At 67.7% G+C, this 25,444-nt stretch carries 25 protein-coding genes and 1 pseudogene; 7 read left to right on the top strand and 19 right to left on the bottom strand.

The window, feature by feature from the left end:
* Window positions 1-325: 325 nt before the first annotated feature.
* The 3 genes from BM396_RS27975 to BM396_RS27965 form a co-directional block, all read right to left on the bottom strand.
* The gene (locus BM396_RS27975; RefSeq protein WP_043378755.1) at window positions 326-1,510 is read right to left on the bottom strand and encodes an IS91 family transposase; all 1,185 of its coding nucleotides are present in this window, start codon (window positions 1,508-1,510) and stop codon (window positions 326-328) included.
* A gap of 18 nt (window positions 1,511-1,528) precedes the next feature.
* On the bottom strand, window positions 1,529-2,437 hold the full coding sequence (locus BM396_RS27970) for a tyrosine-type recombinase/integrase (protein WP_043378754.1): 909 nt from the start codon (window positions 2,435-2,437) through the stop codon (window positions 1,529-1,531).
* Window positions 2,438-2,642: 205 nt separating this feature from the next.
* Window positions 2,643-3,554 carry an MBL fold metallo-hydrolase gene (locus tag BM396_RS27965; RefSeq protein WP_091995191.1) on the bottom strand — a complete coding sequence of 304 codons (912 nt, stop codon included), beginning with the start codon at window positions 3,552-3,554 and terminating at the stop codon, window positions 2,643-2,645.
* 173 nt (window positions 3,555-3,727) lie between these two features.
* Between BM396_RS27965 and BM396_RS27960 the strand changes: the two genes are divergently transcribed.
* Together BM396_RS27960 and BM396_RS27955 are read left to right on the top strand one after the other, a co-directional pair.
* Window positions 3,728-5,068 carry a sensor histidine kinase gene (locus tag BM396_RS27960; protein ID WP_091995188.1) on the top strand — a complete coding sequence of 447 codons (1,341 nt, stop codon included), beginning with the start codon at window positions 3,728-3,730 and terminating at the stop codon, window positions 5,066-5,068.
* A 9-nt stretch (window positions 5,069-5,077) separates the two neighbouring features.
* Window positions 5,078-5,734, top strand: a complete 657-nt coding sequence (locus BM396_RS27955) for a response regulator (protein WP_091995185.1) — start codon at window positions 5,078-5,080, stop codon at window positions 5,732-5,734.
* Between the two features lie 205 nt (window positions 5,735-5,939).
* Here the strand turns inward: BM396_RS27955 and BM396_RS27950 are convergent, their stop codons facing one another.
* The 3 genes from BM396_RS27950 to BM396_RS33825 form a co-directional block, all read right to left on the bottom strand.
* Window positions 5,940-7,652, bottom strand: coding sequence for a type IV secretory system conjugative DNA transfer family protein (locus tag BM396_RS27950; RefSeq protein WP_091995182.1), 1,713 nt, complete (start codon window positions 7,650-7,652; stop codon window positions 5,940-5,942).
* Window positions 7,653-7,743: 91 nt separating this feature from the next.
* Window positions 7,744-7,995 carry a hypothetical protein gene (locus BM396_RS27945; protein WP_091995180.1) on the bottom strand — a complete coding sequence of 84 codons (252 nt, stop codon included), beginning with the start codon at window positions 7,993-7,995 and terminating at the stop codon, window positions 7,744-7,746.
* Between the two features lie 93 nt (window positions 7,996-8,088).
* The gene (locus tag BM396_RS33825) at window positions 8,089-8,481 is read right to left on the bottom strand and encodes a hypothetical protein (protein WP_307356331.1); all 393 of its coding nucleotides are present in this window, start codon (window positions 8,479-8,481) and stop codon (window positions 8,089-8,091) included.
* 961 nt (window positions 8,482-9,442) lie between these two features.
* Here BM396_RS33825 and BM396_RS27935 point away from each other — a divergent pair.
* Entirely contained in the window at window positions 9,443-10,096 is a 654-nt protein-coding gene (locus tag BM396_RS27935) for a ParA family protein (protein WP_170867519.1), read from the top strand.
* A complete protein-coding gene (locus tag BM396_RS32385; RefSeq protein WP_139239559.1) occupies window positions 10,096-10,446 on the top strand; it encodes a ribbon-helix-helix domain-containing protein in 351 nt (116 codons plus the stop codon). The genes BM396_RS27935 and BM396_RS32385 overlap by 1 nt, the downstream gene beginning before the upstream one ends.
* A 422-nt stretch (window positions 10,447-10,868) precedes the next feature.
* Here BM396_RS32385 and BM396_RS27930 read toward each other — a convergent pair whose 3' ends face one another.
* The gene (locus BM396_RS27930; RefSeq protein WP_230368564.1) at window positions 10,869-11,306 is read right to left on the bottom strand and encodes an Lrp/AsnC family transcriptional regulator; all 438 of its coding nucleotides are present in this window, start codon (window positions 11,304-11,306) and stop codon (window positions 10,869-10,871) included.
* A 47-nt stretch (window positions 11,307-11,353) separates the two neighbouring features.
* Here BM396_RS27930 and BM396_RS27925 point away from each other — a divergent pair, with 47 nt between their 5' ends.
* Both BM396_RS27925 and BM396_RS27920 read left to right on the top strand, forming a co-directional pair.
* Window positions 11,354-12,457 carry a pyridoxal-phosphate dependent enzyme gene (locus BM396_RS27925; RefSeq protein WP_230368563.1) on the top strand — a complete coding sequence of 368 codons (1,104 nt, stop codon included), beginning with the start codon at window positions 11,354-11,356 and terminating at the stop codon, window positions 12,455-12,457.
* A 35-nt stretch (window positions 12,458-12,492) separates the two neighbouring features.
* Window positions 12,493-13,281 carry an aldolase gene (locus tag BM396_RS27920; RefSeq protein WP_091995168.1) on the top strand — a complete coding sequence of 263 codons (789 nt, stop codon included), beginning with the start codon at window positions 12,493-12,495 and terminating at the stop codon, window positions 13,279-13,281.
* Window positions 13,282-14,112: 831 nt separating this feature from the next.
* On the opposite strand, the gene BM396_RS27915 is transcribed toward BM396_RS27920, so the two are convergent.
* From BM396_RS27915 to BM396_RS33015, 11 genes are all read right to left on the bottom strand, one after another.
* Complete coding sequence (locus BM396_RS27915; RefSeq protein WP_091995165.1) at window positions 14,113-14,751, bottom strand: cytochrome c oxidase assembly protein; 639 nt, start codon at window positions 14,749-14,751, stop codon at window positions 14,113-14,115.
* Window positions 14,744-15,361, bottom strand: coding sequence for an SCO family protein (locus BM396_RS27910; protein ID WP_210187145.1), 618 nt, complete (start codon window positions 15,359-15,361; stop codon window positions 14,744-14,746). Before BM396_RS27910 ends, BM396_RS27915 begins: the two co-directional genes overlap by 8 nt.
* Complete coding sequence (locus BM396_RS27905; RefSeq protein ID WP_091995163.1) at window positions 15,358-17,109, bottom strand: cbb3-type cytochrome c oxidase subunit I; 1,752 nt, start codon at window positions 17,107-17,109, stop codon at window positions 15,358-15,360. Before BM396_RS27905 ends, BM396_RS27910 begins: the two co-directional genes overlap by 4 nt.
* Entirely contained in the window at window positions 17,106-17,621 is a 516-nt protein-coding gene (locus BM396_RS27900; protein WP_091995160.1) for a cytochrome c oxidase subunit II, read from the bottom strand. The genes BM396_RS27905 and BM396_RS27900 overlap by 4 nt, the downstream gene beginning before the upstream one ends.
* Before the next feature lie 9 nt (window positions 17,622-17,630).
* Window positions 17,631-17,786, bottom strand: a complete 156-nt coding sequence (locus BM396_RS33020; RefSeq protein ID WP_170867518.1) for a hypothetical protein — start codon at window positions 17,784-17,786, stop codon at window positions 17,631-17,633.
* Entirely contained in the window at window positions 17,783-18,739 is a 957-nt protein-coding gene (locus tag BM396_RS27895) for a c-type cytochrome (RefSeq protein WP_244538982.1), read from the bottom strand. The genes BM396_RS33020 and BM396_RS27895 overlap by 4 nt, the downstream gene beginning before the upstream one ends.
* A gap of 5 nt (window positions 18,740-18,744) precedes the next feature.
* Window positions 18,745-19,467: a c-type cytochrome gene (locus BM396_RS27890; protein ID WP_170867517.1), complete on the bottom strand. Its 723-nt coding sequence runs from the start codon at window positions 19,465-19,467 to the stop codon at window positions 18,745-18,747.
* A gap of 142 nt (window positions 19,468-19,609) precedes the next feature.
* Window positions 19,610-19,915 (bottom strand): LysR family transcriptional regulator, encoded by a 306-nt coding sequence (locus tag BM396_RS27885; protein ID WP_307356090.1) that lies wholly within the window; start codon window positions 19,913-19,915, stop codon window positions 19,610-19,612.
* Between the two features lie 10 nt (window positions 19,916-19,925).
* A complete protein-coding gene (locus tag BM396_RS27880) occupies window positions 19,926-20,900 on the bottom strand; it encodes a molybdate ABC transporter substrate-binding protein (RefSeq protein ID WP_091995150.1) in 975 nt (324 codons plus the stop codon).
* Between the two features lie 10 nt (window positions 20,901-20,910).
* Window positions 20,911-21,720: a thiosulfate dehydrogenase gene (locus BM396_RS27875; RefSeq protein WP_091995147.1), complete on the bottom strand. Its 810-nt coding sequence runs from the start codon at window positions 21,718-21,720 to the stop codon at window positions 20,911-20,913.
* A gap of 46 nt (window positions 21,721-21,766) precedes the next feature.
* On the bottom strand, window positions 21,767-21,907 hold the full coding sequence (locus tag BM396_RS33015; RefSeq protein WP_170867516.1) for a hypothetical protein: 141 nt from the start codon (window positions 21,905-21,907) through the stop codon (window positions 21,767-21,769).
* A 231-nt stretch (window positions 21,908-22,138) separates the two neighbouring features.
* Here BM396_RS33015 and BM396_RS27870 point away from each other — a divergent pair.
* A pseudogene (locus BM396_RS27870) lies at window positions 22,139-23,267 on the top strand (IS3 family transposase).
* Between the two features lie 134 nt (window positions 23,268-23,401).
* Here the strand turns inward: BM396_RS27870 and BM396_RS27865 are convergent.
* Complete coding sequence (locus BM396_RS27865) at window positions 23,402-24,490, bottom strand: YeiH family protein (protein ID WP_170867515.1); 1,089 nt, start codon at window positions 24,488-24,490, stop codon at window positions 23,402-23,404.
* Window positions 24,491-25,444: the final 954 nt, after the last annotated feature.

The following is a 25,444-nucleotide window of genomic DNA, read 5'->3' as shown; positions in this document are numbered from 1 at the left end:
CGTGAAGAGTTTCGGGCGCCGTGAGGCGTACGAAAGTCTCCGAAGAAGGAACCCGCGGGGACCGAGGCGCTCAGCTATGGGGATTGGTCGTTTCGGCCCGATGGCGGGGTGTCTGTCGGTGGCCAGCGCGTGACCGTGTCCCGGCCCGCACGTGGCGGCTGAGGCCGATCCGTTGCCCGCCAGGATCGCATTGTGAGGCCGAGGCGGGGGGCATACCCGGGCGGGGATGGCTGACCACGGGGTCGTCGGCCGGCACAGGCGCACGACGGTCCATGGCCTGTGGCGTGGTGCTCGCAGCAGGCGACGGGCCTCAGGGCGGGCCGGGTCACGTGGCCCTCATCCGGGTTGAAGCCGAGGCGGTCGGCGGACCTCGCGGCTGCTGGAAGCGGCCGAAGATCTCGACGACCGTCATGCGCCCACCGCAGCACGGGCACGGGGCGAGCCAATCGGATGGCTGCGCTGCCTCAGCCGGGGTGATCGGCGGTGCGGCGGCCAGCAGGTCGCGGATGCGGGCGAGATTGGCGCGGCGGGTAGCGCTGGCGAGCAGGCCGTAGTGGCGGATGCGGTGGAAGCCCTTGGGCAGGACGTGCAGGAGGAAGCGCCGGATGAACTCGTCCGCGGCCAGCGTCAGGACACCGTAGCGCTCCGGCCCGTCGCGGCGATAGTCCTTGATGCGGAAGGTGACGCCGGCCGCGTCGAAGCCGACGAGCCGCCGGTTCGAGATGGCGACGCGGTGGGTGTAGCGCGACAGGTAGGCGAGCACCGCCGCGGGTCCGGCAAACGGCGGCTTGGCGTAGACGACCCAGCGCTTGGTTCGGATCGGCGCGAGATGGCGCAGGAAGGCGCGGCGCTCGGCCAGGGGCGTCAGGCGTCCGAAGAAAGCGAGCCGTCCAGACGCGTGCAGGGCGGTCAGTCCGGCCAGGAACAGGCGGCGGAACAGCTTGGCGAGGACGCGCACCGGTAGCAGGAAGCCGGGCTTTGCTGAGATCCAGCGGGTCCCGTCGCGCGAGAGGCCGCCGCCGGGCACGATCATGTGGACGTGCGGATGGTGGGTCAGCGCCGAGCCCCAGGTGTGGAGGACGGCGGTCAGCCCGATGCGGGCACCGAGATGCTTCGGGTCGGCGGCGATGGTCAGCATCGTCTCGGAGGCTGCCCGGAACAGCAGGTCGTAGACGGTGGCCTTGTTCTGGAAGGCGATCTGCGCGAGCTCGGCGGGCAAGGTGAACACGACGTGGAAGTAGCCGACCGGCAGGAGGTCGGCCTCGCGCGCAGCCAGCCACGTGCGGGCCGCCGCGCCCTGGCATTTGGGGCAGTGCCGGTCGCGGCAGGAGTTGTAGGCGATGCGCGTGTGCCCGCAGCCGTCGCAGGCCTCGACATGGCCGCCCAGCGCGGCGGTGCGGCAGGTCTCGATCGCCGTCATGACCTTGCGCTGGTGCAGGCTCAGGTGCCCGGCCCGGGCGGCGCGGTAGGCCGGCCCGGCGGCGCGGAAGACGTCGGCGACCTCCAGCACGGGGGTCGGCCCGGCGCGTCAACTGCCGGCCGCACGCTCCCCGGCCTCGAACAGGCCGAGCCGATCGAGGGGACTGGTCACGGTGCGCACCGTGCGGGTGGCGACCTTGGTGTAGAAGGCGGTGTTGTCGAGCTTGGCGTGGCCGAGCAGGACCTGGATCACGCGGATATCGGTGCCGTCCTCCAGGAGGTGGGTGGCGAAGCTGTGGCGCAGGGTGTGCGGGCCGACGCGCTTGGCGATGCCGGCGACCCGTGCGGCCTCGACGACGACCCGGTGTAGTTGCCGGGTGCTGATCGGCTTGAGGGCGTGCTGGCCGGGGAACAGCCAGCCGCCGCCCAGCATCACGCCCTGCTGGCGGCCGGCCCGCCACCACAGGCGCAGCAGGGCCAGCAGATCCGCCGAGAGCAGGGCGTTGCGGTACCGCCCGCCCTTGCCCCGTTCGACCCGGATCAGCATGCGCGCACTGTCGATGTCCGTGACCTTCAGCGCTGCGACCTCGGCCACGCGCAGGCCGGCGCCGTAGGCCACGGCCAGGGCCGCCCGGTGCTTGAGGCAGGTCGTGGCGGCGAGCAGGCGGGTGACCTCCGCGCGGCTGAGGACGACGGGCAGCGTGCGCGGATAGGCCAGACGGACGAGCCGGTGCGCCAGATCCGGGCGGTCGAGGGCGTGGGTGAAGAAGAAGCGCAGGGCCGAGACGATACTGTTGAGGGTCGGCACCGGCACGCCGGCCTCGCGCTGTTCGACCTGGAAGCGGCGCAGATCCTCCGCGGTGGCCGTGTCGAGCCTGCGTCCGAGGAAGGTGGCCAAACGGCCGACGTCGCGCAGGTAATTGCGCTGGGTCTCGTGCGAGAACCGGCGCAGGCCCATCTCCTCGATCAGGCGTTGGTGCAGCGGGCTGATCACGGGGGCGGGAAGCAGATCGTGCATCGTGGGGCTCCTCGGATGAAGGAGCCGCGATGCTCGGCCCGCCGCCGACAGGCCTCAACGACGCGCGACGGTCCGGGTGCTACCGCGACTTCACCACCCGCGCCCTCCCGCGCAGCGGGTTCGTTCTACGACCCGATGCGGTCGCCAATCGTACGTTGGAGGAACCTCAAAAGCGGACGCCCGCGGTCTCCGAGTTCCGGCGCACCTAGAGCAGCTCATACCCCGTCTCGGCGCGTTCGATTTTTCCGCTAGTGGCGAGGTGCATCCCGGTCACCCTCAAGCCCTCCACCGCCGCACGGTCGAGGATGCGCCGTCGCGTCGTGATCGCCTCTGCTGGATCGGTGTCCCATATCACCGTCCAATCCGGATGCGGCATCTGTAGGATCCGCGAGTGGACGATATCGCCCCAGATCAGCAGCCGGTCGGAGCCGTCCGCGATCAAGACGCCCATATGTCCCGGTGTATGGCCGGGCAGTGGCAGCGCATGGATGCCCGGTGCGAGTTCCGCTTCGCCGGAGACACGCCGGATCCGGTCGGGATAGGCTGCCAGCACCGCCTGCGCAGTCTCGAACATCGGGCTTAACGCGGCCGGAGCGGAGGCTCTGGCAGCCGCATCTGACCAGTAGGCCAACTCACGCTCCTGCAGCACGAGTTCGGCGTTCGCGAACCGCGCGAGGCGGTTCGGCGTCAGGAGACCACCGGCATGGTCGGCGTGCAGATGGCTCAGCCAGATGGTCTCGACCTGATCCGGCCGCACGCCCTCCGCCGTCAGGGCCGCGGTCACCCGGTCGAAGCCCGGCCCAAGGACGGTGCCACAGCCCGCATCGAGCAGCCAGTGACGTTCCCCGCGTCGGATCAGGAACGCGTTGACCGGCTCCGGCGACGGGCCGTTCGCAGGAAGGCCGGCCCCCTTCAACAGTGCCTGTCCGGCCCGGCTTTCCGCGGCCGGGATCATGCTTGGCTCCAGCGGAAAGAGACCGTCGCGCAACGGCGTCACAGTGAACGCACCGACCCGGTAGGGGCCGCTCGCCTGCGCGGCCGCAGCAGGGAGGTGTAACCCGAGCGGGAGCAGGGCGGACGCGGCCAGCAGGTTGCGGCGGGAGAGATGAAGCGACATGGCCGGCTCCTTGGAGAGGGGACAGCGCTATCCTCCGGATCGTGCCGGGATGAGGCCAGGGAAGTCCTCCCGCTAAAGCCCGGGCATTCTTCCCGTCTGATTGAGCCATGGCTTGCGCACCTCGACGAGCTCGGTGCCAAATAAGTCTCGCTTCGAGCCCGGCCGTCTGATCCATGAGCCTGCCCACGCATCTCGGTCTGCGCCTCCTCGTGGTCGCCGTGCTCTGCTTGGCAGGGGCTCTTGCATGGGCTGCCTGGGACGCCCATGCGAGCCTCCGCTGGGAGGCTGCCATGTCGGCGGATCGGATTGCCGCACAGCTGGCGCGTCAGCCGGGCCTCGGCAGCGCCGGACCGGCGGCAATGCCCGCCAGCGCGCCGCAGGCCGCACCGGCCATCGTCACGCTCCTACCGGGCATCTGTGCCGATATTCATCTCGGCGTGGAATTGCCTCGCCGCTACTGCGTTGATTGGGACGGCCTCGATGCCGCCCCAGCTTGGTTCCGCGGAGCCCTCGTCTGGGAGGCCGCTGCCGCGCCGACGATCCGGCCGATCGTGTATCGCGACCGCACCATCGGCAGTGTCACGGCATGGCCCGATCCGATGGCCTCGGCAGCGCGGCTCTGGCGGCGTACGTGTCTCGCAGGCGGGTTAGCTCTCGGTTTGACGGCGGCGACGGTGCTTCTCAATTGGCTCGCCGTGACGCGCCTCGTCGCTCCGGCCGGGCGGATCGTGCAAGGGTTGGAGAACCTCGACACGGCCGGCACCCGACCGCCGCTGCCACGCTTCGCCGCCACCGAATTCGACCGTATTGCCCGCGCCTGCAACGCACTCGCCGACCGGCTCGCCCACACAGAAGCCGACCGCGCCGGCCTGATGCAGCGGCTCGTCACGGTTCAGGAAGAGGAGCGGCAGGCCCTCGCGCGCGACCTGCACGATGCCTTCGGCCAGTGCCTCGCCGCCGTGGGGGCGCGTGCCGCGGCGATCGAACTGGCTGCGCCCCCGGAGCGTGAGGATCTTCGCGAGGACGCCCAGGGCATCGAAGCCGTCATCGCCACCATGCGGGAGAGCCTGCGTGGAGCCCTGGCCCGCCTCGAACTGCCCGATCTCGCCGAGGCCGGATTGGAGGAGGCGCTGCGTAGCCTCGTTGTGGACTGGCGAGGGCAACTCAGGTCCGGCCCGGCCCTGCATCTCGATGTAACGGGCGATCTCACCGACATGCCGGACAACGTGGCGGCGAGCCTCTATCGGATCGCGCAGGAGCTTCTGACGAACGCCCTGCGCCACGGCAGGCCGAGCCGGGTCTTCCTCCGGCTCGACCGGTCGGAGACCGGGCCACGAACGGTGACGCTGACGCTGGACGACGATGGCGGGGGCGATGTGTCCCAAGCCGCGTCCCACACGGGCCGTGGGATCGTCGGCATCCGGGCCCGGCTCGCCGCCCTCGGTGGAAGTTTCTCGCTCACTGGCACCGGCACCGGCATCCGTGCCTGCGCCTCCGTGCCAACCGTCGTCTGAGGTCGCCCCATGGCCACGTCCATCCTCCTCGTCGATGATCATCCAGTCGTGCGGGAGGGCTATCGCCGCCTGATCGAGCGACAGCCGGGCTTGGTCGTGGTCGCGGAAGCCGAAAGCGCAGCAGCGGCCTATTCCCAATACAAGGCTCACGCGCCCGATCTCGTAATCCTCGACCTATCGCTGCCCGGCCCAAGCGGCATCGAGGCCATACGGCACATCCTCCAGTGGGATGGGTCCGCCCGCATCGTCGTGTTCAGCATGCGCACCGGGGCGGTGATCGCGCGCCAAGCCTTCGCCGCAGGGGCGAGCGGGTATGTCAGCAAGGCGAGCCCACCCCGTGAGCTGCTGGCAGCGGTGGCGGCCGTGCTCCGCGGCGAGCGGGCGATGAGCGCCGACATCGCGCGTGCGATCGCCCAGGATGAGGTGGCTGGGGGGCGCACGGCGCTAGACGACCTCAGTCCGCGGGAGCTTGAAATCCTGGGTCTGACCGCCGGCGGGATGACCGCGCAGGCCGTCGCCGAGGCGCTGTGTCTGAGCCTCAAGACGGTGCACAACAACCTTTCGGTAATCCGCGCCACGCTCGGGGCGCGCACCGATGCGCATCTCGTTTGGATCGCGATCGGGGCTGGGCTTGTATCGATCTCAGAGGAACTACCGCTGAAGTAGCCTTAGAATTTCGTCCGCTTTGACGACCTTTCGACCAGAAGCCGACAGGCAGGAAACCACCCATCTCGGTCGTAGGTCCCTGTCTCATCATGACGCCTGCAAGTGGACGATCCCGGCTTCTGAAAGCGGGCGTTTTCTCGCTTACCCGTTCGCCTGGACCCAGACGCGCGGACCGGGATCACCCACCGCCGCGCATCCGTCTGCGTCACCCTGAAATGGTCGCCGTCACCGGCTTCACGAAGTCGAGCAGCTTGGTGCAGCGTGCGTCTTCGTGGGCGAGCGTCTTTCTGAGCTTGAGGGGGTCGGTGGTGTGTGCCCGGCTGTTGAGGAACACCAACGTGTGCCCCCGGGTCAGCGCGGCTAGGTCCGAGGCCGGGACTAAGGCCTCCGCCACCGCGGTGGCACTACGGCTCACTTTCCCGGTCGTGGGATCGGTCGTCTCGGTCTCCTGCACACCGGTGAACGTCCCGAGCGCGGTCGACCAGCGCTCCCGCTCAGTCCCTTGCGCCCCGGAGAGGTTGAACAGCATCAGGACCTCGGCGGTATCGCGCAGGATCGTGGCCCCGGCCTCGCCGTAGGTCTCGGCCATCTGCGCCTCCGACTGCCAGAAGGTCCACACCGACACGCCGTAGCCCGGCAATTCCCCCGCCCCGCGCAGGATCGCGTCGAAGCGCCCGAGTACAAACGCCTCGTCGATGATCACCAGCACCCGCTCGGCCACCGGCGTGCGCCGCACCGCGCTGAACAGGCTCGCCAGGAGCCAGCGCACGTACGGCGCGATCTCTCTACGGCGGTCGTCGGCCGGCAACACGATGAACAGGTCGGTGTCGCCCGCGCACACCGCGTCGAGATCGAAACTGTGGCCGGTCACGACCCGGCGCATGCGCGCGTCGAGCAGCCAGCCGAACGCCTGGGCTGCGGTCGACAGGATGTTGGCCCGGGCCTTCTCGTCGTCCGAGCCGAGGATGCCGCGCACCTCCTCGGCCACAGGGTCATCGTAGCCTTCCAGGGCGGCCAGCAGCGCCTCGCAACGCCCGCGCATCAAACCAGGAGCCTCGGCCACCCCCTGCCCGGAGCGGATCACGCTCTGCAGCGCGGCCACGACCAAGACGACGGCGCGATCGCGGAAGAACGCCCCGGCCTCACTGGTCCGATCCACGTCGGGCAGGAGGGCGCGAGCCATGCTCTGGAGTTCCAACACGTCCTCAGGGTCGAGCCCGAGCAGCGGATCCCATCGGTCGGTCCCTCCGGCCAAGCCGAGTGGGTCCAGCACCAGCACGGTCTGGCCGATGGCCTCTCGCCGCCGGCGGGCGGCACGCACGACGTCGCCCTTGGGATCGATCACGACGACCGGCCCACCCCAGCCCTCGGGCTCCGGGAAGGCGACATTCGGCAGGATCGCGCCGCTTGTCTTACCGGTACGCGGCGGGGCGATGGTGATCAGGTTACCCTCGACCTGGACCCGGACGGCGCGGCGGGTATCCGGATCGAGCCCGAGCTCGATCCCCCGGCGCATGCGCGCGCGGTCGGCCCGTCCCGCGAAGCGGGCATCGCCGTAGCGCTTCAGACGGTGGCGCAGCGGCACGAGCCGGCCACCCATGGCCAGGATCACCGCGAAGAAGATCGCCGTAGCCCAGATCGCCAGGAAGGCGGGACGGCCACCGCCGGTGAGGCTGTTCGTGTGCCCGAGCACCATGTCCCGGTAGGTCGAGGCCATGTGCAGGGATAAGCCGAGCCAACCCGCCCAGCCAGGTCCGGCCGGCGAAAACCAGTCGAAGGGCGTACCCGGGATGGTGGGCCAGGCCCGCGGGTCGAGGCCGTGGGTCGCGAGGTAGGCGGCCGGATAGCCGATGAGGAAGGTCGCCAGCCCCAGCAACAGGACGAGGCCGACGCGGAAGAGGCGGTCGGGACGATGCATAGGGGCGCCGTAGTCCGAAGCCCCTGAGAAAAGCCTCTCTCGATTCCACTCAACTTGAGCGATGTGATCGCGACACCGTGCGGTATCGCGATCACATCGGCCCATCGCGGGAAGCACAGCTCTTGGAACAGCTCGAATCCGAGTTGCCGACGATCAGCTTACACACGTTGCGGGGCGGCAACCGCCCGGCCTCGGCGCACCACACGTCGCGTTCGGCCTGAATCGCCGCGATGCGGCCATGCGGGCGGCCGGCGTCGATCGCGGTCGCCATCAGTAGGTTCTGTGCGGTGAGGAGTTGCTGGCGTAGCTCGGTGTTCTCCCTGGCGATCACATCATCGTCCATCCTGGCTCCTGTGCGAGGAATCCGAGTGGGCGCGTCTACGCGCGCGAAATCACGGCTTCAGCCGCGTTCGTCATATCGGCCGGCTTCAGACCCTCAGCGCATGGCTCTGGTCGTCCCACCATCCGCGTAGATTCCCGAAGGCGTCGCTTGGTCGAGGTCGCCCGCTGCCTCCCGGCAGCATTGCGACGGTTTGGTTTTCCCCGATTTTGACAGATTTGGAACTTGAGTATGCGTGCTGGTCACGCTTTTGACCCCTCCCCCCTGTTGAACCGCAACTGCAGCACGTCCCGTCTGGTGCGGGAGGGGGTTGCCGCGTCGCGCCAGACGAAGCCAAGCCAGCCATTCGGCCGAGACGATGCGGACGATATTGGTGTCGTTGCGAAAGCCGGTGACCGCCCGCTCCTCAACGGTGAGCAGCCCGAGCCGGCGCGCCTCGCGTATGGCGTTCTTCACGGTCGAACGGCACACGCCCGCGACCGCGGCCATGTTCTCGATCGACAGCCGGCAGTCCTTCCGCCGCGTGGCTTCGGCCGCGACAAGGGCGAGGACCGCCTGCTCTGCAGACGTAAACTTGGCAGCTAGCCCTGGCGGGAGCCGTCCCGAGGCGGCCCAGCGGCGGCGGCGCTCCAGGGAGGCATCCGTGCGCGGGCGTGAGCCGAAGGCCCTTCTGGATCGTCCTGTATGATCAGGAACAGTCACGCATCCCCCTTGCGGATGAGGACCACCTGTATTCGGTCCTACTTCGGCCCTGGGAAGCCTGGGAGCGTTGCGCGCTTGTCGCTGCGCTTCGATGAGAGTGGATAGGGCCTCAGCCTCCACTTCTGTGACAGTCCCCTCCCCGTAGGCGCGCCAAAGCGCTGCCGCGACGGCCGGCAACGCGGCGCATGGAGCTGCCTCCGCCTGCCGGCGGATCTCCTCGGCATAAGTCATTGGTCCCGGTCCCGCTTCTTCGCGGGCCGCGGCGGATCGAAGGAACGACCGGATGATCGCTCCTTCCTGGCAAGCCTCCACCGTTGCCGAAACTCATGTTTCAGCTTGACTCCGTAAGGAGTGGCGTGCTCTGAAGGAGGTAGATGCGGTTCCTTCGGGCGCCCGGTGTTTTCGAAGGCCTCACCCTTGCCGGGGTGGGGCCTTTGGCTTTTCAGGGTCTCGGTTCTGCTGCGGCCGTCTCTCCTGATGATGGCAGCGACTCGCCTTTAGCCGCGCACCTCAAACGCTCATGTCGGCCGGTCGATACCGTTAAGTCAACGTTGACGCCGCGCTCCCACTCGAAAAGCGCCCGATTCCGTGACGCGTTGTCGGACTGACGTGGTGACGTGTCAACATGCTGACAGTTAAACACTCTGACGGGTTGCGTCGTCAGCGTGTCTCGTTGATGAAGTGTAAACCTGTCGACGCGATGCTGCGGCAGGCTGTCAGCTCGTCAAACCGTCAGGAGGTCAACACAATGCACACGCTTGCCCTGGTTTCGCAAAAGGGAGGCGCTGGTAAGACCACGCTAGCCCTGCACCTCGCCGTTGCCGCTCACCGGGCTGGCCTTCAGGTGGCAATCGCCGATCTCGACCCTCAATCCTCGGCATGGAAGTGGTCCGAGCGGCGCAAGGATCATCCCGAAGCCGTTGTGACCTCCGCTGAACAGCTCGAGCACGTGAAGGCGCAAGGGGCGGCCGGCGGCCTCGACCTGCTCATCATCGACTCCGCGCCTCATGCAGACCGGCCGGCGCTCGTAGCCTGCAAGGCCGCGGATCTCATCCTGATACCTTGCCGAGCCTCAATCCTTGATATCGACGCCATTGGGCAAACTCACGATCTCACAACTATCGCCCGCAAGCCGTCGTGGGTCGTGTTTAACGCCTGTAACACCTCGACCGAGTTTGACCTGGAGGAGGCACGCGCCGGACTGCGCGAGCGAGACATTCCGGTTTACCCAGGCGCAGTCTACCAGCGGGTCTCCTACTCGCGTGGCTTTATCCCTGGCCGGACGGCACAGGAGATCGAGCCCGGGGGGAGGGCATCGACTGAGATCCACGATCTCTTCAAGTGGACGGCCAACTTGATCGGCCTCAACCTGCCGCAGCGCGCTGGCATCGAGGCCGCCTGATGAGCGCCACACCTCGTTTCAGCCTTCGTGCCGCCGTGACGGACAGCGTATCTACCGGTCGGCGAGATGAGGCACCAGAGACCATCGATGCCATCGCGGCACCCGAGGTCGGTCCGACGCTGGAGCCTCATCGCCGAGCCACAAAGGCGGCGGGCGAGGCGGTCAAAACGAAACGCCCGACCACGCGCCAGGGTGCACGGGGGATCACCGTCTGGGTCGAGCCCGAGATTTACCGGATGATCAAGCTCGTCGGCCTTGACGCGGACATGACCACGCAGGACGTGATGATGGAGGCGATCAACGACCTCCTCGCCAAGAAAGGGAAAGGCCGCCTCGCGAAGACGCGGTGACAACCAAACGCGATGACGTGTTGACACGAAGATACGACAACGGCCGCCCGGCAGGATCAGGCAGCTCTGCTGGTTCGCATAAGGGCACGCTACGGAACCAGGCGCACCGTGATCGTCCGCAGCCGCGTGCGTTCCATTGTGAGCCATGGAAAGGCCCGCCTCTAGGCTGACGAGAGGCACCGGCCTACGGCTGGACTGGGTGGTTTCCTGCCCGTCCGCATTCGGACGACGGATGCAGCGAAGCGGAAATAGTCGCGGCGACCGCTCACGACCCTTTGCGGAAGTTCGGAAGGTCCGCTTCGAGGTGCTTGACGAGGGTTAGCCCCTCCTACCCGGTTGATCGGTATTCTGCTTGCAAGCGGTGGATTGAAGACGGGAATGTCCGACACCTCACGATAGCTCGCACCGCCGGGGGCAATGGCCTAAGTCCCGACGATCTGGCGCATCGCGATGATCGTGCGGAAGCCACGCACGTTCGGCTCGTCGTGGAAGACTTCGCGGGTGAACGCCTCGTATGCCTCCATGCCAGAGATGCGGAGTTGAAGGACGAAATCGGAATCTCCGGTGACGTACCAAGCCGCCCTTACCTCGGGTCGGGCGCGCAGACGGCGAACGAAGGCATCGAGCAGGTCGGATGTCTCCCGTTCAAGCGAGACGAGCACGTGAACTGTCAGGGGCGTTCCCAGCACGGTGGGATGTACGATCGCAACATCCGCGACGATGACCCCGTTTCGCCGCAGGCGACGTAGGCGCCTTAGAACGGCACTCTCGGACAAGCCGACGCGCTCGGCGAGCGCTCGCGCCGAGGTCTGGTTGTCTACCTGTACCGCGGCAAGAAGGGCGTGGTCGAAGGCGTCCAAGGTGACGTTTTCCAGCGTGATCTCCCGCAACAGAGCCTGAAACAGGCGTGATACTGCCGGAGTTCGACGCCATCCGCCATCCATCTCGGTGCATCATCGTGGACATGACGACGACCAGTTCCGCCGAGATTGCAGCCGTACTGCGGCCCCTCGATCCCGCTTATGCACCGACGCCGCTCCTTGATCTGCCCAAGCTCGCCGCACACCTCGGCGTGGCGCAGGTCCTCGCGAAGGACGAAGGTCCGCGGTCGCTCGGAAGCTTCAAGTCACTTGGCGGCACCTACGCCGGTCTGAGAGCCTTGGCTCGTGCGGCAGGGATCGACCTGCCGGACCTTCTCGCCCGTCAGCCCGCAGGGCAGCCGACACTCGTTTGCGCGAGCGATGGCAACCACGGCCTTGCGGTCGCCGCCGCGGCGCGTTTTGCCGGAGCGACGGCCCGCGTGTTCCTGCACGAGGGTGTGCCGCAGGCGCGCGCTCGTCGGATTGAGGCCGAGGGCGCGGAGATCGTCTGGGTGGCGGGCACCTACGACGACGCAGTTGATGCTGCCGCAGCCAAGGCTCACCAAGGTACTGGCATCCTCGTCGCGGATACGACCGATGACCCGAACGACCTCGTCGTCCATGACGTGATGGCAGGGTACGGCGTCATGGCGACAGAGATCCGCGAACAAGCAGAAGCCGCCGGGCATCCACGACCGACGCATGTCTTCGTCCCGGCGGGTGTCGGTGGTCTCGCCGCCGCGATGGCGGCCGGGCTAGCGGGTTGGATGGCGGCCCCAGGGTGTGTCGTGGCCGTCGAGCCCGAGCGCGCCGCTTGCCTCGCCGCAGCGCTCGCCGCTGACCGACCCGTGCGCGTGTCTGGTGACCTGAACACGTCAGCCGAGATGTTGTCTTGTGGCGAGGCCAGCGCGCCAGCGATTACCCTGCTGCGGCGGCACAACGCGCAGGTGATGACCGTGAGCGAGCGCAAGTTGGTCACGGCTCCCGACATCCTCGCGGCGCATGGTGGACCGCTCACCACGCCGTCAGGGGCGGCAAGCCTAGCCGGTGCCCTCACCGCACGGCGTGATGCGTCAGAGGCTCAAGACCTCGGCCTCGGCGCCGACAGTCGCCTTCTCATCCTCATCACCGAGGGCGCCTTGGCGCTCTGAGGCCGATCGCATCTGCTGTCGCAAAAGGTCGAACCATGGCCCATCCGATTGCCACTCCGCAGACCCCATCTGCCCGAACCAATCTGCCGGTCGATGGTGATGGCTTGCGACGCCTGCGGATCGATCTGGCCGCCTGCCTACGCTGGGCTGCCCGCAACGGCCTGGAGGAGGGCATCTGCAACCATTTCTCGGCGGTGCTGCCGGAGCGGCCGGATCTGTTCCTAGTGAACCCCTACGGCCTCGCCTTCGCGGAGGTGACAGCGTCGAGCCTGCTGCTGTGCGACTTCCACGGCAACGTCGTCGAGGGCGATGGCCTGCCCGAGGCCACAGCCTTCCACATCCATGCCGAGTTGCACCGGCTGAAGCCGAACGCCCGAGCCGCCTTCCACACCCACATGCCCTACGCCACGGCGCTGGCCATGCTGGAGGGGCAGCCGCTGCTCTGGGCCGGGCAGACCGCCCTACGCTTCTACGGCCGGATCGCGGTAGATGAGGATTACAACGGGCTGGCGCTCGACGCGTACGAAGGTCAGCGCATCGCCGAGAGCGCCAGAGACGCCGACGTGGTGTTCCTGAAGAACCACGGCGTGATGGTGCTGGGCGAGACCATCGCGGAAGCCTGGGACGACCTCTACTACCTGGAGCGCGCCGCACAGGCGCAGGTGCTCGCCATGAGCACGGGCCGCACCCTCAAGATCGTTCCTGAGGAGATCGTGCAGCACGTGGCGGCCCAGGAGGCTGCTGGACGCGCCGAGAGCGCGCGGCTGCATCTGGAGAGCGTCAAGCGGGTGCTCGCCCGTGATGAGCCCGCCTTCCTGGCGTGAATGCCGTCTCCAGCACGTGCTGGGCTCGTTGATCTCGGAACCCCAATCATGGACGCTGAACTGACCGCCGCGATGATCGATTGGCGGCGCGATCTGCACGCCCATCCTGAGTTCGGCTTCGAGGAAAGGGGGCGTGTCGCAAACGTTCGACGGGCGAAATAATATTCTCCGAACAGGGCGTTACGGTGCCTGTTCACCGTCTGATGACCTGCCTCGTCGAGGTCGGTGAAGCCGTTTGATGGGGTCGGAACCGCCTCAGCGGATAGAGGTACCCCCCCGCTGAAAGCAGAATTTTCTGCGGCAAAAATCTTTGCGACAGCCCCAGGACAGCTGATCCAGGAGCCTGCGAAGGCGACGTGCCAGGCGCTGATCGGGCAAGCTCGCGCAGGCGATCTCAGCGTCCTGCCAGCCGGCGTCGCCGGCCAATACACCACCGCTCATCCGCAACGCCTCCGTGATTCGGCGTCACGGACAGAATCACGGCCGGTTCAGGCGAGGCAAACCTCAGACCGACGATGTGGGTAACTGTAAGCCTCACCGGAGGCGTACATTCCAGGCCACCAAACCGCCCTTGAAGCGTCGGGCGCGGACGCTGGCGCGCGACTGGCGCACAGGCGCACAGGCGCAACTGATTGCCTGGCAAATCGTTTCGCCAATGGGCTCAGCGGGCTAGGCGAAGCTCAAGTGGGCTAGATTTACTCCGCCCTACACAGCTGGACATTATGACAAACAAAGCAATTATATAGCATGAAAATCAAACGCTTCACGAACGTATAAATTGATATTGCGATCAGTGGGCGAAAGATGGTCAAGCTCAGCTCCCAGACTTGCTCAGATGGCATCGCGGCGCGCTCTAGACAGACCTAGCAGCAGCCAGACGGCAGCGAGTTGCATCGGAATGCCGGCCAAGAACATGGCGAACCCCGACCACTTCTGGTCGACGAGCGGTGGCACGTCCCAGCGGCAGATGACGTCGAGATAGGGCGTGTAGAGGACGTCGGGGCTGAGCATCCACACGACGGCGACCGCGGTCATCGGGACGCTCGCGACCCAGAGGAGCAGCGCCACCCGCCAGGCCGAGCGGACCTGACGCGTCGCCGGCATCGCCTGCGCCCACATCATGAGACCGGTCCCGAGTTCGAGCAGCCCGAGCGGGGCCGCGTACAGCGCGTTGGCCAGCGTGGGTTCGAAGATGCCGGGCAGGCTGACCGCGACGCTCAGGGTGCAGAAGGCCGTGAACGCCAGGATCGGATCCAGCGTCGCGGCGAGGAATCTCGCCGCGCGCGGTCCCGGGCGGTCGAGGGCGAGGAGAAGGAGGGGGGGAGCGATCTGGTTGAGCGCCATCAGAGCGGCGGTGTAGCTCGCCATCGAGGCAAGCGGGTCGCGTAGACCGAGGCTGGCTACCACCGTCACAGCGATGCCCGTGGCACCGGCCGCGCGGCGGAGGGAAGGAAGCGCTCGCTCAGGCATCGTGCAGAAGGACGCTGAGATCGTGAGCGAGCGCGACCGGATCCTGGGTTTGCGCGTATCCGTAGCGGAGGCGGCGAATTCCGCCCGGATCGACCGCCGTCACGAATGAGCTGTGGTCGAAGAAGCCACCTTCCGCTTTCCGCCACGTGACGTCCCATGCGGCGGCAGCCCGCGCGACCGCCGCGGGCGAGCCGGTCAAGCCGACGAAGGGCGGGCTGGGACCGAAGCTGCCAAGGTAGCCCTGCAATGCCGGGGCTGGATCCGCCGTGGGGTCGAGGCTGACGAAGGCCACACGCACCCTGGTGGCCTCTTCGGAGCTAAGATGGGCGAGCGCGGACGCCAAGTCGGCCAGCGTCGTCGGGCACACGTCCGGGCAGCGCGTGTAGCCGAAATAGACCAGAACCAGGCGACCGTGCTCGGCGGCGAGGTCGAATGGCCGGCCATCGGTCTTCGATAAGGCGAGCGGCGGCGTCGGACCGGAGGGGACCGGCGTACCGATGAGCGCGCCGCCGGAGCGTCCCCACTGCAGCGCGACGGGCGACAGGGTGATAAGCGCAACAGGCGGCAGCGCGCTCAGGACCGCCCGTCGCGTGATGCCGACACCTCTCACCAGACGACCCAGCCGCGGGCGGCGGTGACGTTCCGGAGGAATGGCCAAAAAATCGGCACGTAGGCCGCGGCGGTGGCGAACGCCGTAAATGCTGTGATGAGCCCGAGGTGTTCCAGGGCGCGGGCGAGCTTCGAGACTTCCTGATTGGCGACGATACCGACCGGCTCGCCGCCGTCGAGGGCGTAGCTCTCGCGGCCACCGAAGGCCTGAGCGAAGGGGATCGCCGGGCGCCGGTCGAGGCGGCGCGTACCGAGGCTGCCGAGGAAGACCGTGTAGAAGGCGATTGTGGCGAGCCACAGGATGCAACCGCCGATCGCCACGAGGAATAGAGCGAAGTAGGCGTCACCGTAGACCCGTTCGTAGACCGAGCGCGGCAGCATGGAGATCCAGGCCCGGCGCGGCACGCCATGGAGGCCCGCCCAGTGCATGCCGAGGGCGAATATCGACATCCCGGCAAACCACAGCCACGCGGCCGCGAGCGCCAGTCTCCGGCTGAGGAGCGCACGGCCGGTGAGGTGCGGCAACATCCAGAACGTCACGCCCATGAAGGTCAGCGCCGAGGCGGTCCCGACCGTGATGTGGAAGTGGCCCGGCACCCAGGTGGTGTTGTGGACGATGTTGTTGAGCTCCCAACTCCCGTTCACGATGCCGCCGGCGCCGCCGAAGATGAAGGTGAGCATGGCAAGCACCTGCGCGGCGACGCTGGGGTCGCGCCACGGTAGGGCGGTGAACCAGCCGAGCCAGCCCAGGCCGCCGCGCAGCCGCCCGGCGTATTCGAGGCTCAGCCCGATGGTGAAGGCGGTGACCAGGCTCGGCAGCGCCACCGACAGGGTGAGCGCGGTCAGGATGCCGCGCCAGACCGGCGAGAAGCCGGGATCGGTGAACTGGTGGTGACTGCCGACCGGCAGGGAGAACACGAGCAGCAGCGCGAAGGTTAGCCGCGCCATCGGGTCGGACACGAGCTTGCCGCCGATCTGCTTCGAGAGCAGCCCGTACCAACTCACGTAGGCCGGCATCAGCCAGAAGTAGACGATTGGGTGTCCGGTCCACCAGAAGAGCGTGCGGGCGACGATCGGGTCGATCGTGTCGGTCAGCCCCAACGCCCACGGGTTAAGCTGGACGATGAGTTCAATCAGCGCGCCGCCCCCGGCCAGCGCCCACATCAGCATAGTCGTCAGGCTCATGTAGGTGACGAGCGGCGTGACCTCCCCAGGCCGGCGCGCCTTCCAGCGGGCGCGCAGGTCGAGGAGGATCGGCAAAGGCATCAGGCTGCCGAGGACGACCAGCGTCATGCCGAGGTAGAACCAGGCGCTACCTTTCAGCGGCGGGTAGAACGTCCACAGCACGCTCGACGAGTTGTCGAACATGGCGACCAGCAGCATCAGCGTGCCGAGCGCCATCGCTCCGAAGCAGCCGCGCCACAGGGCCATGTTCGGCGCAAGCCCGAGCTCGCGCGCCGGCAGGTAGACCAGCAGGCCGCAAGTCACGAAGAACGTGAAGATATAGGCGTTGAGCACGCCGTGGATGGTCAGGCCCTGGTAGTAGCTCTTCAGGATCGGCGCGAGGGCCGGGTAGGCGTTGACGCCGCCGTAGTTGAGCGCCTGGAGCGGGCCGATCATCGCCCCGATCATCAGGGCCGAGAACCCCCAGACCAGGAAGGCCAGCATCGTGCGCCGCTGCGGTGCCAGAACGTCGGCGGGCGCGGCGACGGACGCGAGCAGCGCGCCGGGGATAGCGGTGGCGCTCATGCCGGATCTCCCGCGACGACGATGCGCCCGAGCATGCCCTGGTGCTCCAGTCCGCAATACTCGTTGCAGACGATGTTGAAGGTACCGGGGCGGTTGAAAGTGTAGGTGACGCTGCCGGTGATTCCCGGCACTGCCGTGACGTTGACGGTGGTGCCCTGGATGGCGAAGCCGTGCAGCACGTCGGCGCTGGTCACGCGGAAGGTGACGGTCGCACCCTTGGGGATGCGGAGCGGGCTCGGGCTCCAGCGCCACAGGCGCGCGACCACGGTGACGGTGTAGGCGTTCGGGCCGGTCTTCACGACGCTGCCCTCCGGTGCCTCGACCGCCGCCGGATCGCGGCGGAAGCCGTCGGTGCGCACCACGATGCCGTAGGCGTAGACGACGATGAACATCGTGCCGGCGAGCAGCAGGGTCAGCATCGCGACGGCAACGAACACCCAGACGCGCTCGTGCCGCTCGGCGGACTTGTGGAAGGCGTCCTCGAAGGCGGACGACGCGCCGGTCTCGCTCATCGCCGGTCCTCAGCTTCGAGTGTGGAAGACCAGCGCCGCGAGGCACCAGACGACGACGATCGAGGCGACCAGGAAGGCCGCCACCGCCCAGGTGCCTACCGGCCGCACGGGTTCGGTCGGGGCGGACGCGTCCGCGAGCGGCGGGGGGGCCGCGTCCCCGCTCATCGCTTCGGCCCCGCCTTCGCGTCCGGGACCGTGCCGGCCGGGGGCGTCAGCTTCGGATCGCCGAGCACTGCGCCGTCGACCGTGCGGCCGTACATCGAGTTCGGGTTGTCGTGGAACTTGGCGCGCGTCTCGGCCACGTCGCCGGTGAAGCGCGGGTCCTGCGGGCGGACCTGGCTGTCGACGTAGGTCGCCACGTCCCAGGATTGCTGCGGCGTCAGCGTCCCGCCCATGCCGAGCGGCATGTTGGCGTGGATGAACTCGGCCGCGTTCTTGATCGAGCCCATGCCCGCGCCCCAGTTGAACGAGCGCGGACCCCAGAGCGCCGGGAACACGACCTTGCCGTCGGCCGACTGGCCGAGGCCGTCGCCGCCGTGGCAGGCGGCGCAGTTCTCCGCGTAGACCTGCGCGCCGCGGACGTAGTCCGGCGCCAGAGCGGGCTTCGGCAGCGCCGGGAAGCCGCGGCCCTGGGGCTTCTCGCCGGTCGCGAGACCCTTTGCCAGGAAGAAGGAGTAGCTCTCCAGGGCAACGAGCACCGGGTCGCCGAGCGGGGGCACCTTGCCGTTCATGCTGTAGCGGAAACAACCCTGCAGGCGCTCCTGGAAGGAGTTTACGTGGCCGTTCTTCGAGCGGTAGGCCGGGTAGGACACGTAGGCCGCCCACATCGGCGCCGAGCCTGCTAGCCGCCCGGCGTCGAGATGGCAGTTCGAGCAGCGCAGGTCGTTGCCGACGTAGGCCGCTGCGTGTTCTCCCGGCTCGCGGAAGATTTTCTCGCCGAGGCGGACCTCGTCGCCGAACTTGCCGGCCGGGATCGCGTCCTCGGCCGGCGGCGTGAAGGGTGCCGGCGTCTCGGCCGCCCCGGCCGCCCCGGCCGCGTGCGGGAACCACGCCGTTGTGCCGGCGAGACCCACCACAGCTAGGGCCGACATGGCACAGGCGGTCGCAGTCGCTTGCATGAATTTCACGGCTTCCCTCCCACCGTCTTGCCAATGGTCTCGCTTGCCTTGAGGCCGGCCGCGTAGGCGGCCACCGCCTCGATGTCGGTCGGAGGCAGGCGCGCGGCGATCGCCCGCATGTAGGCGCCGCGCGGGTCGCGGACGTCGCCCGCGTGCCAGTTGTGGAGCTGCTCGGCGATGTAGGGGCCGGACTGGCCGGCGAGCCGCGGCGTGAAGTTGCCGACGCCTACCCCGTTCGGGCCGTGGCACTGGGTGCAGGCGATCAGGCCGACGCGCGCGTCCCCGCGCTGGAACAGCGTCTCCCCCCGCTTGAGCCGGGCGGCCGGCTCGGGGATCGGATCAACCGGCGCCGTGAGCGGCAGGTTGGCGAAGTAGTCCGCGACAGCCCGGCGCTCGTCGGCCGAGAGCGATGCGGCGTAGGGGGCCATGATCGCGTTGGCGCGCACCCCCGTGGCGAAGTGGCCGAGCTGGTCGGCCATATAGGAGGCGTGGAGCCCGGCCAGGCGCGGGATGCCCACGTCCGGCTGCCCGGCGCCATCAGCGCCGTGGCAGGCGGCGCAGGCCGGCCGGCCGGAAGGACCGGGCTGCAGCGCGATGGCGGCGCCGACGGCAGGATCGTCCTTAGCCAGGACGGGCACCGGAGCGAGGAGCGCGAGCGTCACCATCAGCGCAGTGCCCGTGCACGACGTCGAGCCGTTCGCGCCTTCGACGCCCCGGGTGCCACGCAATGCCGATGTCTTGGAGCTGTTTACCAACACGGATATGTAAGCTCTCATCGCGCTTCGGTCCATTCGTATGATCCGAAAGAATGTCTCCGATCGCAGAGGCGGGCGGATGCGACGGCTGGCCGACTCAGACGCCTTGCATGCCTCACCGCGCAACGTCCCTCGTGCTCGGCTTGGTCCGCAGCCTCGCGAGGCGCGCCCGGGCGGCATCGGCCCGCGCCAGCACCCCGCGCGCTTCCTCCAGCATCACCGTGCCGTGAGGCGTCAGGCGCAGGCCGCGCCCGACCCGATCGAACAGCGACAGCCCGTACTCGATCTCCAACGCGGCAATCGAGGCGCTGACGGCGGAGGGTGCCGCGTGCAGCGCCGCCGCGGCCTGCGTCAGGTGCTGCCGCTCGGCCACCGCCACGAAGACACGAAACTGGTGCAGGGTCATGATCCTGCCTCCCATCGCCGCCTCCTCAACCGCCGCGGTACGGCTTGAAGCCGTAGCGCTCGAAGATCTGCAGAGCGTCGGGAGACTGGATGAAGGCGAGCCACGCCTTGGCCGCTTCGGGATGGGCCGCTCCCTTCACTTCGGCGCCGGCGTAGACGGCGGTGGCGTTGTCCGCGTCCGGGATGTCGACGTGGCCAATGGGGTTGCCGACCTGCTGCTGGAACAGCGCCTCGGACTGCCACGTCACGCCGGCCTGTGCGCGGCCCTGCATCAGGAACAGCGGCGTCTGGCGATGGTGGATATGCGTGAGGATCGTCGAGCCGTCCTTGACCTTCGTGTCGTAGACCGCTGTCTCCAGATCCTTCCCGCCCGCCTTGGCCAGCGACATCTTGATCTGCCGCGCGATGCCCTCGAACTCGGGGTTGGGCATCGCGAGCCGGATGCCCGGCTTGCCGAGGTCAGCCAGACCCTTCACGCCCGCCGGGTTGCCCTTGGGCACCATGATGGTCAGCGTGTTGGTCACGTAGGGCACTGCCGGCCCGACGAGCTTGTCCTCGTGGATCAGCGCTTCGACCTTCTTGAGCCCAGCGAAATAGGCGTCGGGCTTGACCGTGAAGGTCATGTTGCCCACGGTGACCGTGCCGCCGGCCTCCATCTGCTTGACGAGCAGGCCCGGCGGGATCGTCTCCCAAAAGATCCGGCCCTTGTACTCCGGGTGGCTCGCCTCAAACGCCTTCACCAGCGGCGCCATCGCGAAAAAGTAGTTGCCGCCCACGAACAGCACGAGCTTCGGGTCGTCGAGGCTGCCGTGGAAGTCGGCGAGCACGTCGACCTCGGGCACGGTGAACGGCAGACCGCGGGGCGTGGCGTCGTTGTTGTCGCCGTGCTGCCAGGGCGGGAACGGGCCGGGCGGCCCCTTCGCGTCCTCGGCCCGCGCGGCGGAGGACAGGGCCAGTGCGAAGGCGCAGCCGGCGAGCAGGGCGTTGCGGAAATGGTGCATCGGGCTCTCCTCACTTCGCGTAGTGGAAGCCGGCCTGCTGCAGCTCGGGCAGCGTACCGACGGCACCGGGCGTGAGGATCACGCCGGGGATGAGGTGGTTGGTCAGCTCGGCCGCGAGCGCCTCGTGGCTGAGCTTGTCCGGGTTGACGCCCTTGGCGATCAGGCCGCCGGCCTCCTCCCAGATCGCGTTGTGGCAGGAGGTGAACACCGCGCCGCGCCGCATCAGCACCGGGATCGCGTTGTCCTCGGGCGAGAACACGCCCGCCGGATCCTCGAAGTTCTTCGGGTCGGCCGAGGCCGCCTTGCCCTCGACGATGAGCGTGTTCGACTTGAACTTCGGACCGGCGAGGTCGGCGAGCTTGTACTTTTCCCAGGTCTCCTGGTCGTAGAGCGCGAGATGGGCGGTGCCGTGGGTGGCCGAGACTGCGAGGAAGTCCGGATGGCGGAACGACCAGATCTGCGCGTTCAGGGCGTTGCGCATCAGGTTGAGCCAGGGGCTGGCGATGTCGGTGTTGTCCCAGACCTGCTTGGGCTTGGGTCGGTAGGCCATCACCTCCGTGAGCGCCTCATGGTCCCACTCCTCGGGCTTCGTGAGGATCATCGGCACGGTCTTGAAGTCGCGCCGCCGCGGCGCCTTGGCGAGGCGCTCCATAAGCGCGCGCAGGTCGCCCGCCCCCGCCTCGATGAGGGGAGCCTTGTCAGTCCCCGCGGCCCGAGCCGTGGCCGAAGTCAAGGCCGAGCCGACGGTCGCGCTGGTCGCGAGGCCGAGGCCGAGGCCTATGATCTGCAGCACGCCGCGCCGTCCAGTTTCGACAGTCATGACAGTATCTCCGCTCAGTGATGGGTCGGGTCGCCGATCCAGTCGGTCAGCCGATGATCGCGAGGCCGGCGACCGCCAGTGCGGCCATGGACAGCAGCAGTCCCCACAGGAGGACCCAGCGCATGCGCCCGCTGGTCTCTCCCTCACGGGCTTGCTCTGCGGTTTCGATGATGACTTGCTCCGACATGGCGTCAATCTTCTTCCGCGATCTGCGGCGGTTTCTAAGATGGCGGCCCGATATAATTCTTTCCAATAGAACGTTTAGATCATTGCAATCGTTCTTTAAGAACGTTTTGGCGGGAGATTTCCTTTGTCCCGGTGACCTGACCGGCTGGCTTTGGACCGGGCTGATTGAGAGGATCAGCCAGGACTGAAGGAGCTGGACATGAAGCGAGGTTAGAAGACGGGTGCGGAGCAGGTGGTGCTGAAGCTGCGCCAGATTGAGGTACAGACCGCGCAGGGTAAAAGTTTGGCGATAGCGTGCCGGGAGGCGGAGATCTCCGAGCAAAGCTACTATCGCTGGCGCAAGGAGTACGGCGGCCTGCAGATCGACCAAGCCCGTCGGATGAAGGATCTGGAGCGTGAGAACGCTCGATTGCGCCGGCTTGTGGCTGACTTGTCCCTGGAGAAGCAGGTGTTGGCGGACGTCGCAGCGGGACCCGAAGGGCAGCGTCAGCAAAACTTATAGCCCCGGAGCGACGCCGGCAGGCAGTCGACGCGATCCAGGAGAAGTACGGCCTCTCGGAGCGCCACGCCTGGCGGATCGTCGGCCAGCACCGGGGTACGCAACGCTACGTGCCCACGGTACCGGCTGACGAGGATGCGCTGACCCGCGCCATCATCGCCTTGGCGTCCAGTACGGACGCTACGGCTACCGCCGCGTCACCGCGCTGCTGCAGGCAGCGGGCTGGCAGGTGGGCAAGGACCGGGTTCAGCGGATCTGGCGTCGTGAGGGGCTCAAGGTCCCGCAGAAGCATCGGCCGCGAAGCCGGCTGTGGTTGAACGATGGCTCCTGCGTACGGCTGCGGCCTCTCCATCGCAATCACGTCTGGAGCTTCGACTTTGTGCAGGGCCAGACCCATGACGGGCGAAGCCTGCGTATCCTGACGCTGATCGACGAGCACAGTCGCGCCTGCCTAGCGCTAAAGGTCGCGAGGCGCATCAACAGTCTGGGTGTGATCGAGGCGCTGGCCGATGCGATGTGCCTGCATGGCATCCCGGAGAACATCCGCTGCGACAACGGCCCGGAGATGATCGCGAAGGCTTTGCGGAAATGGGTCGCCAAAACCGGCCCGCAGATCCAGTACATCGCACCAGGATCGCCGTGGCAGAATGGCTACTGCGAGAGCTTCAACGGCAAGCTTAAGGACGAGTGCCTACGCCAAGAGATCTTCTACTCACTCAAGGAGGCACAGACCGTGATCGGTATGTGGCAGAATAACTACAACCGCGTTCGACCGCATTCGTCCTTGGGCTATCGGCCGCCCGCGCCTGTCACCTTCCCGGACCTGGCCTTCCGGCTACCCATGGCCGCCACCATGCAGTAGCCTCTCAATCGGCTCGGTCCAAAATACCGGTCAGGTCAAGAGCAGCACGGCATCGATCAAGAGCATGAGACTTTACTCGTTGAGCGGACGGCTGGACCGTCCGCATTGGAGCGGTATCGACGTCAGGGCACCGCTCAGGCGATGCCGAGCAGGCGGATGAGTGCGAGGCTGACGCCGGTGAGTGCGGCGAGCGAGGCGACCACCGCCAGCGTCACCCGCGCCCCAGCTCCCGCCACGCTGCGCACGTCCACGCCAAGGCCGAGCGCTGCCATCGAGACGATGGTGAGCAGGTTGGCGGTCGCCGCGATCGGGGGCAGCGCGGCCTGCGGGATCAGCCCGGCCGAGCGCAGGCCGGCCATGGCGAGGAACGCCAGGATGAACCACGGCACCAGCCGGTGCAGCGCCACGCGCCCGGGCCTCGGCCGCTCGCCGGCGGTGACGTGCGGGGCCGCCACGTCGGTCTCCTCGCGCAACCGGCTCGCGCCAAGCGAGAGCGCCAGCACCACCGGACCGAGCATCAGCACGCGCACCAGCTTGACCAGAGTGCCGACCTGCACGCTCAACACGGCCACCGGCGCGGTGGCGGCCAGCACCTGCGGCACAGCGTAGACGGTCAACCCGGCAAGCACGCCGTACTGCATCGGCGACAGGCCAAGCAGCGGGACGAGCAGCGGCAGGCCGAGGACGACGAGGACGCCAAGCACGGCGGTGAAGGCAATGGAGGAGGCGACATCCTCAGCCTCGGCGCCAATCACTGGGGCGGTCGCGGCGATGGCCGAGTTGCCGCAGATCGAGTTGCCGCAGGCCACCAGGATGGCGAGCCTGGGGTGTAGCCCTAGCGCGCGACCGATACCGTAGCTCGCGGCGATGGCGAGCGTCACCACGGCGGCGATGCCGACGAGCAGGCTGGGGCCGGCGGCGAGCAGGGTAGTGACGCTGAGCGAGGCGCCGAGCAGGACGACGGCAACCTCCAGCACGGTCTTGGCGCCGAAGGCAATGCCGGGAAAGAAGCGCGGCCCCGGGTTCCAGGCAGTGCGGACGGCCGTGCCGAGCACGATGGCGAGCACCAGCGCTTCCAGCCAGGCGCGGCCGAACAAGTGCTCCTCGGTTGCCTCCAGGCCGACTGCGACGGCAGTGACCGCGAGACAGAGGCCAAGGCCCGGCAGAACGCGGTGCATGGCTCCGGTCGACATGCGGCGCGCGGTTAAAGGCTTGATCTGCATCGTGGTTGGCTCCGGTGCGGTAGCCCACCATTGCGGATCGAAGGGCGCCGATCCAACAGAACGTTACGATCATTCCGATCGTTTTATAGACACGATGCTTGATCGGTTTCGGCTCAACCCGCCTGCCGCCTTTGGTGGTGGCGCCGTACTTGGGGCGTTAGGCGGGCTGAGCCGCACCATGACCTATCCGTCAGGCCGGTGCATCTCACGACCAGAAGCCTTTGACACAGCGCCGTGTCCGTGACCCTGACTCGGTTTGTGGTCCACGACCTATGCAAGTTCTCGGGCTGTTGGAGTTGACCCGGTTTGTGGTCCACGGCCTATGCAAGTTCTCGGACCGTGACAGCTTGGTTGGCGAAGGCTCGGGGCGTCAAGCCGCCCAGGGCCGTATGAGGTCGGTCTTCGTTGTACAACCTCTCAGCACAAGACCCATAGTACCGGCGCTGGCGACGACGGTGTCGTCGTCTACGGATGGCATCCGTGAGCCGGGCGTGCGGTTCGCCTTCACGAGGTGATCGGGCGCGCAGCAGGTACGGCCGCGCGCTGCACACTCGTGGACGCGCCAGCCGCACGCCTGCAGGAGATCCCGGTCTGGATGCTCGATCCCGTCGCGTGCGGGGCGATGCGGGCGACGCCGCAGCCGGTCGCGGCCTTGTCCGCGCTGATGAGCTTGTGCGTCCTGCTCGCTGCGGCGGGCAAAGGCCATGTCCCGCGCCGAGCAACGCTAGCATCGCCCGAGTCCTCGGGAGATTGCCATGCCACAGCCTCCGCGCCGACCGCGCCAGTCGAACCCGCAGCTCGAACTCGGCCTGACGCAAGGGCCGTCGACTCTGACGCCGCCAGCCTGAAGCAGCCTGCCGATGGCGACGCAGCAGACCCTCAGCGGAGCGTTGAAGGGGAACACACTGTGCCCGGCGCCGGCCCGTACATGCTCCACGGCCGACGAGAAACACT

Origin of the sequence: Methylobacterium sp. UNCCL125, from assembly GCF_900116795.1 — a bacterium.
Classification (GTDB): domain Bacteria; phylum Pseudomonadota; class Alphaproteobacteria; order Rhizobiales; family Beijerinckiaceae; genus Methylobacterium; species Methylobacterium fujisawaense.
This window is presented reverse-complemented; position numbering and strand designations above follow the sequence as displayed.

Excerpts from the sequence above, each read along its gene's own strand:
- BM396_RS27875 (WP_091995147.1), bottom strand. The coding sequence starts at position 21,720 with ATGACTGTCGAAACTGGACGGCGCGGCGTGCTGCAGATCATAGGCCTC.
- BM396_RS33020 (WP_170867518.1), bottom strand. The coding sequence starts at position 17,786 with ATGAGCGGGGACGCGGCCCCCCCGCCGCTCGCGGACGCGTCCGCCCCG.
- BM396_RS27905 (WP_091995163.1), bottom strand. The coding sequence starts at position 17,109 with ATGAGCGCCACCGCTATCCCCGGCGCGCTGCTCGCGTCCGTCGCCGCG.
- BM396_RS27865 (WP_170867515.1), bottom strand. The coding sequence starts at position 24,490 with ATGCAGATCAAGCCTTTAACCGCGCGCCGCATGTCGACCGGAGCCATG.
- BM396_RS27945 (WP_091995180.1), bottom strand. The coding sequence starts at position 7,995 with ATGGACGATGATGTGATCGCCAGGGAGAACACCGAGCTACGCCAGCAA.
- BM396_RS27885 (WP_307356090.1), bottom strand. The coding sequence starts at position 19,915 with ATGGGAGGCAGGATCATGACCCTGCACCAGTTTCGTGTCTTCGTGGCG.
- BM396_RS27970 (WP_043378754.1), bottom strand. The coding sequence starts at position 2,437 with ATGCACGATCTGCTTCCCGCCCCCGTGATCAGCCCGCTGCACCAACGC.
- BM396_RS33015 (WP_170867516.1), bottom strand. The coding sequence starts at position 21,907 with ATGTCGGAGCAAGTCATCATCGAAACCGCAGAGCAAGCCCGTGAGGGA.
- BM396_RS33825 (WP_307356331.1), bottom strand. The coding sequence starts at position 8,481 with ATGGCCGCGGTCGCGGGCGTGTGCCGTTCGACCGTGAAGAACGCCATA.
- BM396_RS27955 (WP_091995185.1), top strand. The coding sequence starts at position 5,078 with ATGGCCACGTCCATCCTCCTCGTCGATGATCATCCAGTCGTGCGGGAG.
- BM396_RS27965 (WP_091995191.1), bottom strand. The coding sequence starts at position 3,554 with ATGTCGCTTCATCTCTCCCGCCGCAACCTGCTGGCCGCGTCCGCCCTG.
- BM396_RS27920 (WP_091995168.1), top strand. The coding sequence starts at position 12,493 with ATGGCCCATCCGATTGCCACTCCGCAGACCCCATCTGCCCGAACCAAT.
- BM396_RS27895 (WP_244538982.1), bottom strand. The coding sequence starts at position 18,739 with ATGCAAGCGACTGCGACCGCCTGTGCCATGTCGGCCCTAGCTGTGGTG.
- BM396_RS27900 (WP_091995160.1), bottom strand. The coding sequence starts at position 17,621 with ATGAGCGAGACCGGCGCGTCGTCCGCCTTCGAGGACGCCTTCCACAAG.
- BM396_RS27950 (WP_091995182.1), bottom strand. The coding sequence starts at position 7,652 with ATGCATCGTCCCGACCGCCTCTTCCGCGTCGGCCTCGTCCTGTTGCTG.
- BM396_RS27935 (WP_170867519.1), top strand. The coding sequence starts at position 9,443 with ATGCACACGCTTGCCCTGGTTTCGCAAAAGGGAGGCGCTGGTAAGACC.
- BM396_RS27915 (WP_091995165.1), bottom strand. The coding sequence starts at position 14,751 with ATGCCTGAGCGAGCGCTTCCTTCCCTCCGCCGCGCGGCCGGTGCCACG.
- BM396_RS27960 (WP_091995188.1), top strand. The coding sequence starts at position 3,728 with ATGAGCCTGCCCACGCATCTCGGTCTGCGCCTCCTCGTGGTCGCCGTG.
- BM396_RS32385 (WP_139239559.1), top strand. The coding sequence starts at position 10,096 with ATGAGCGCCACACCTCGTTTCAGCCTTCGTGCCGCCGTGACGGACAGC.
- BM396_RS27880 (WP_091995150.1), bottom strand. The coding sequence starts at position 20,900 with ATGCACCATTTCCGCAACGCCCTGCTCGCCGGCTGCGCCTTCGCACTG.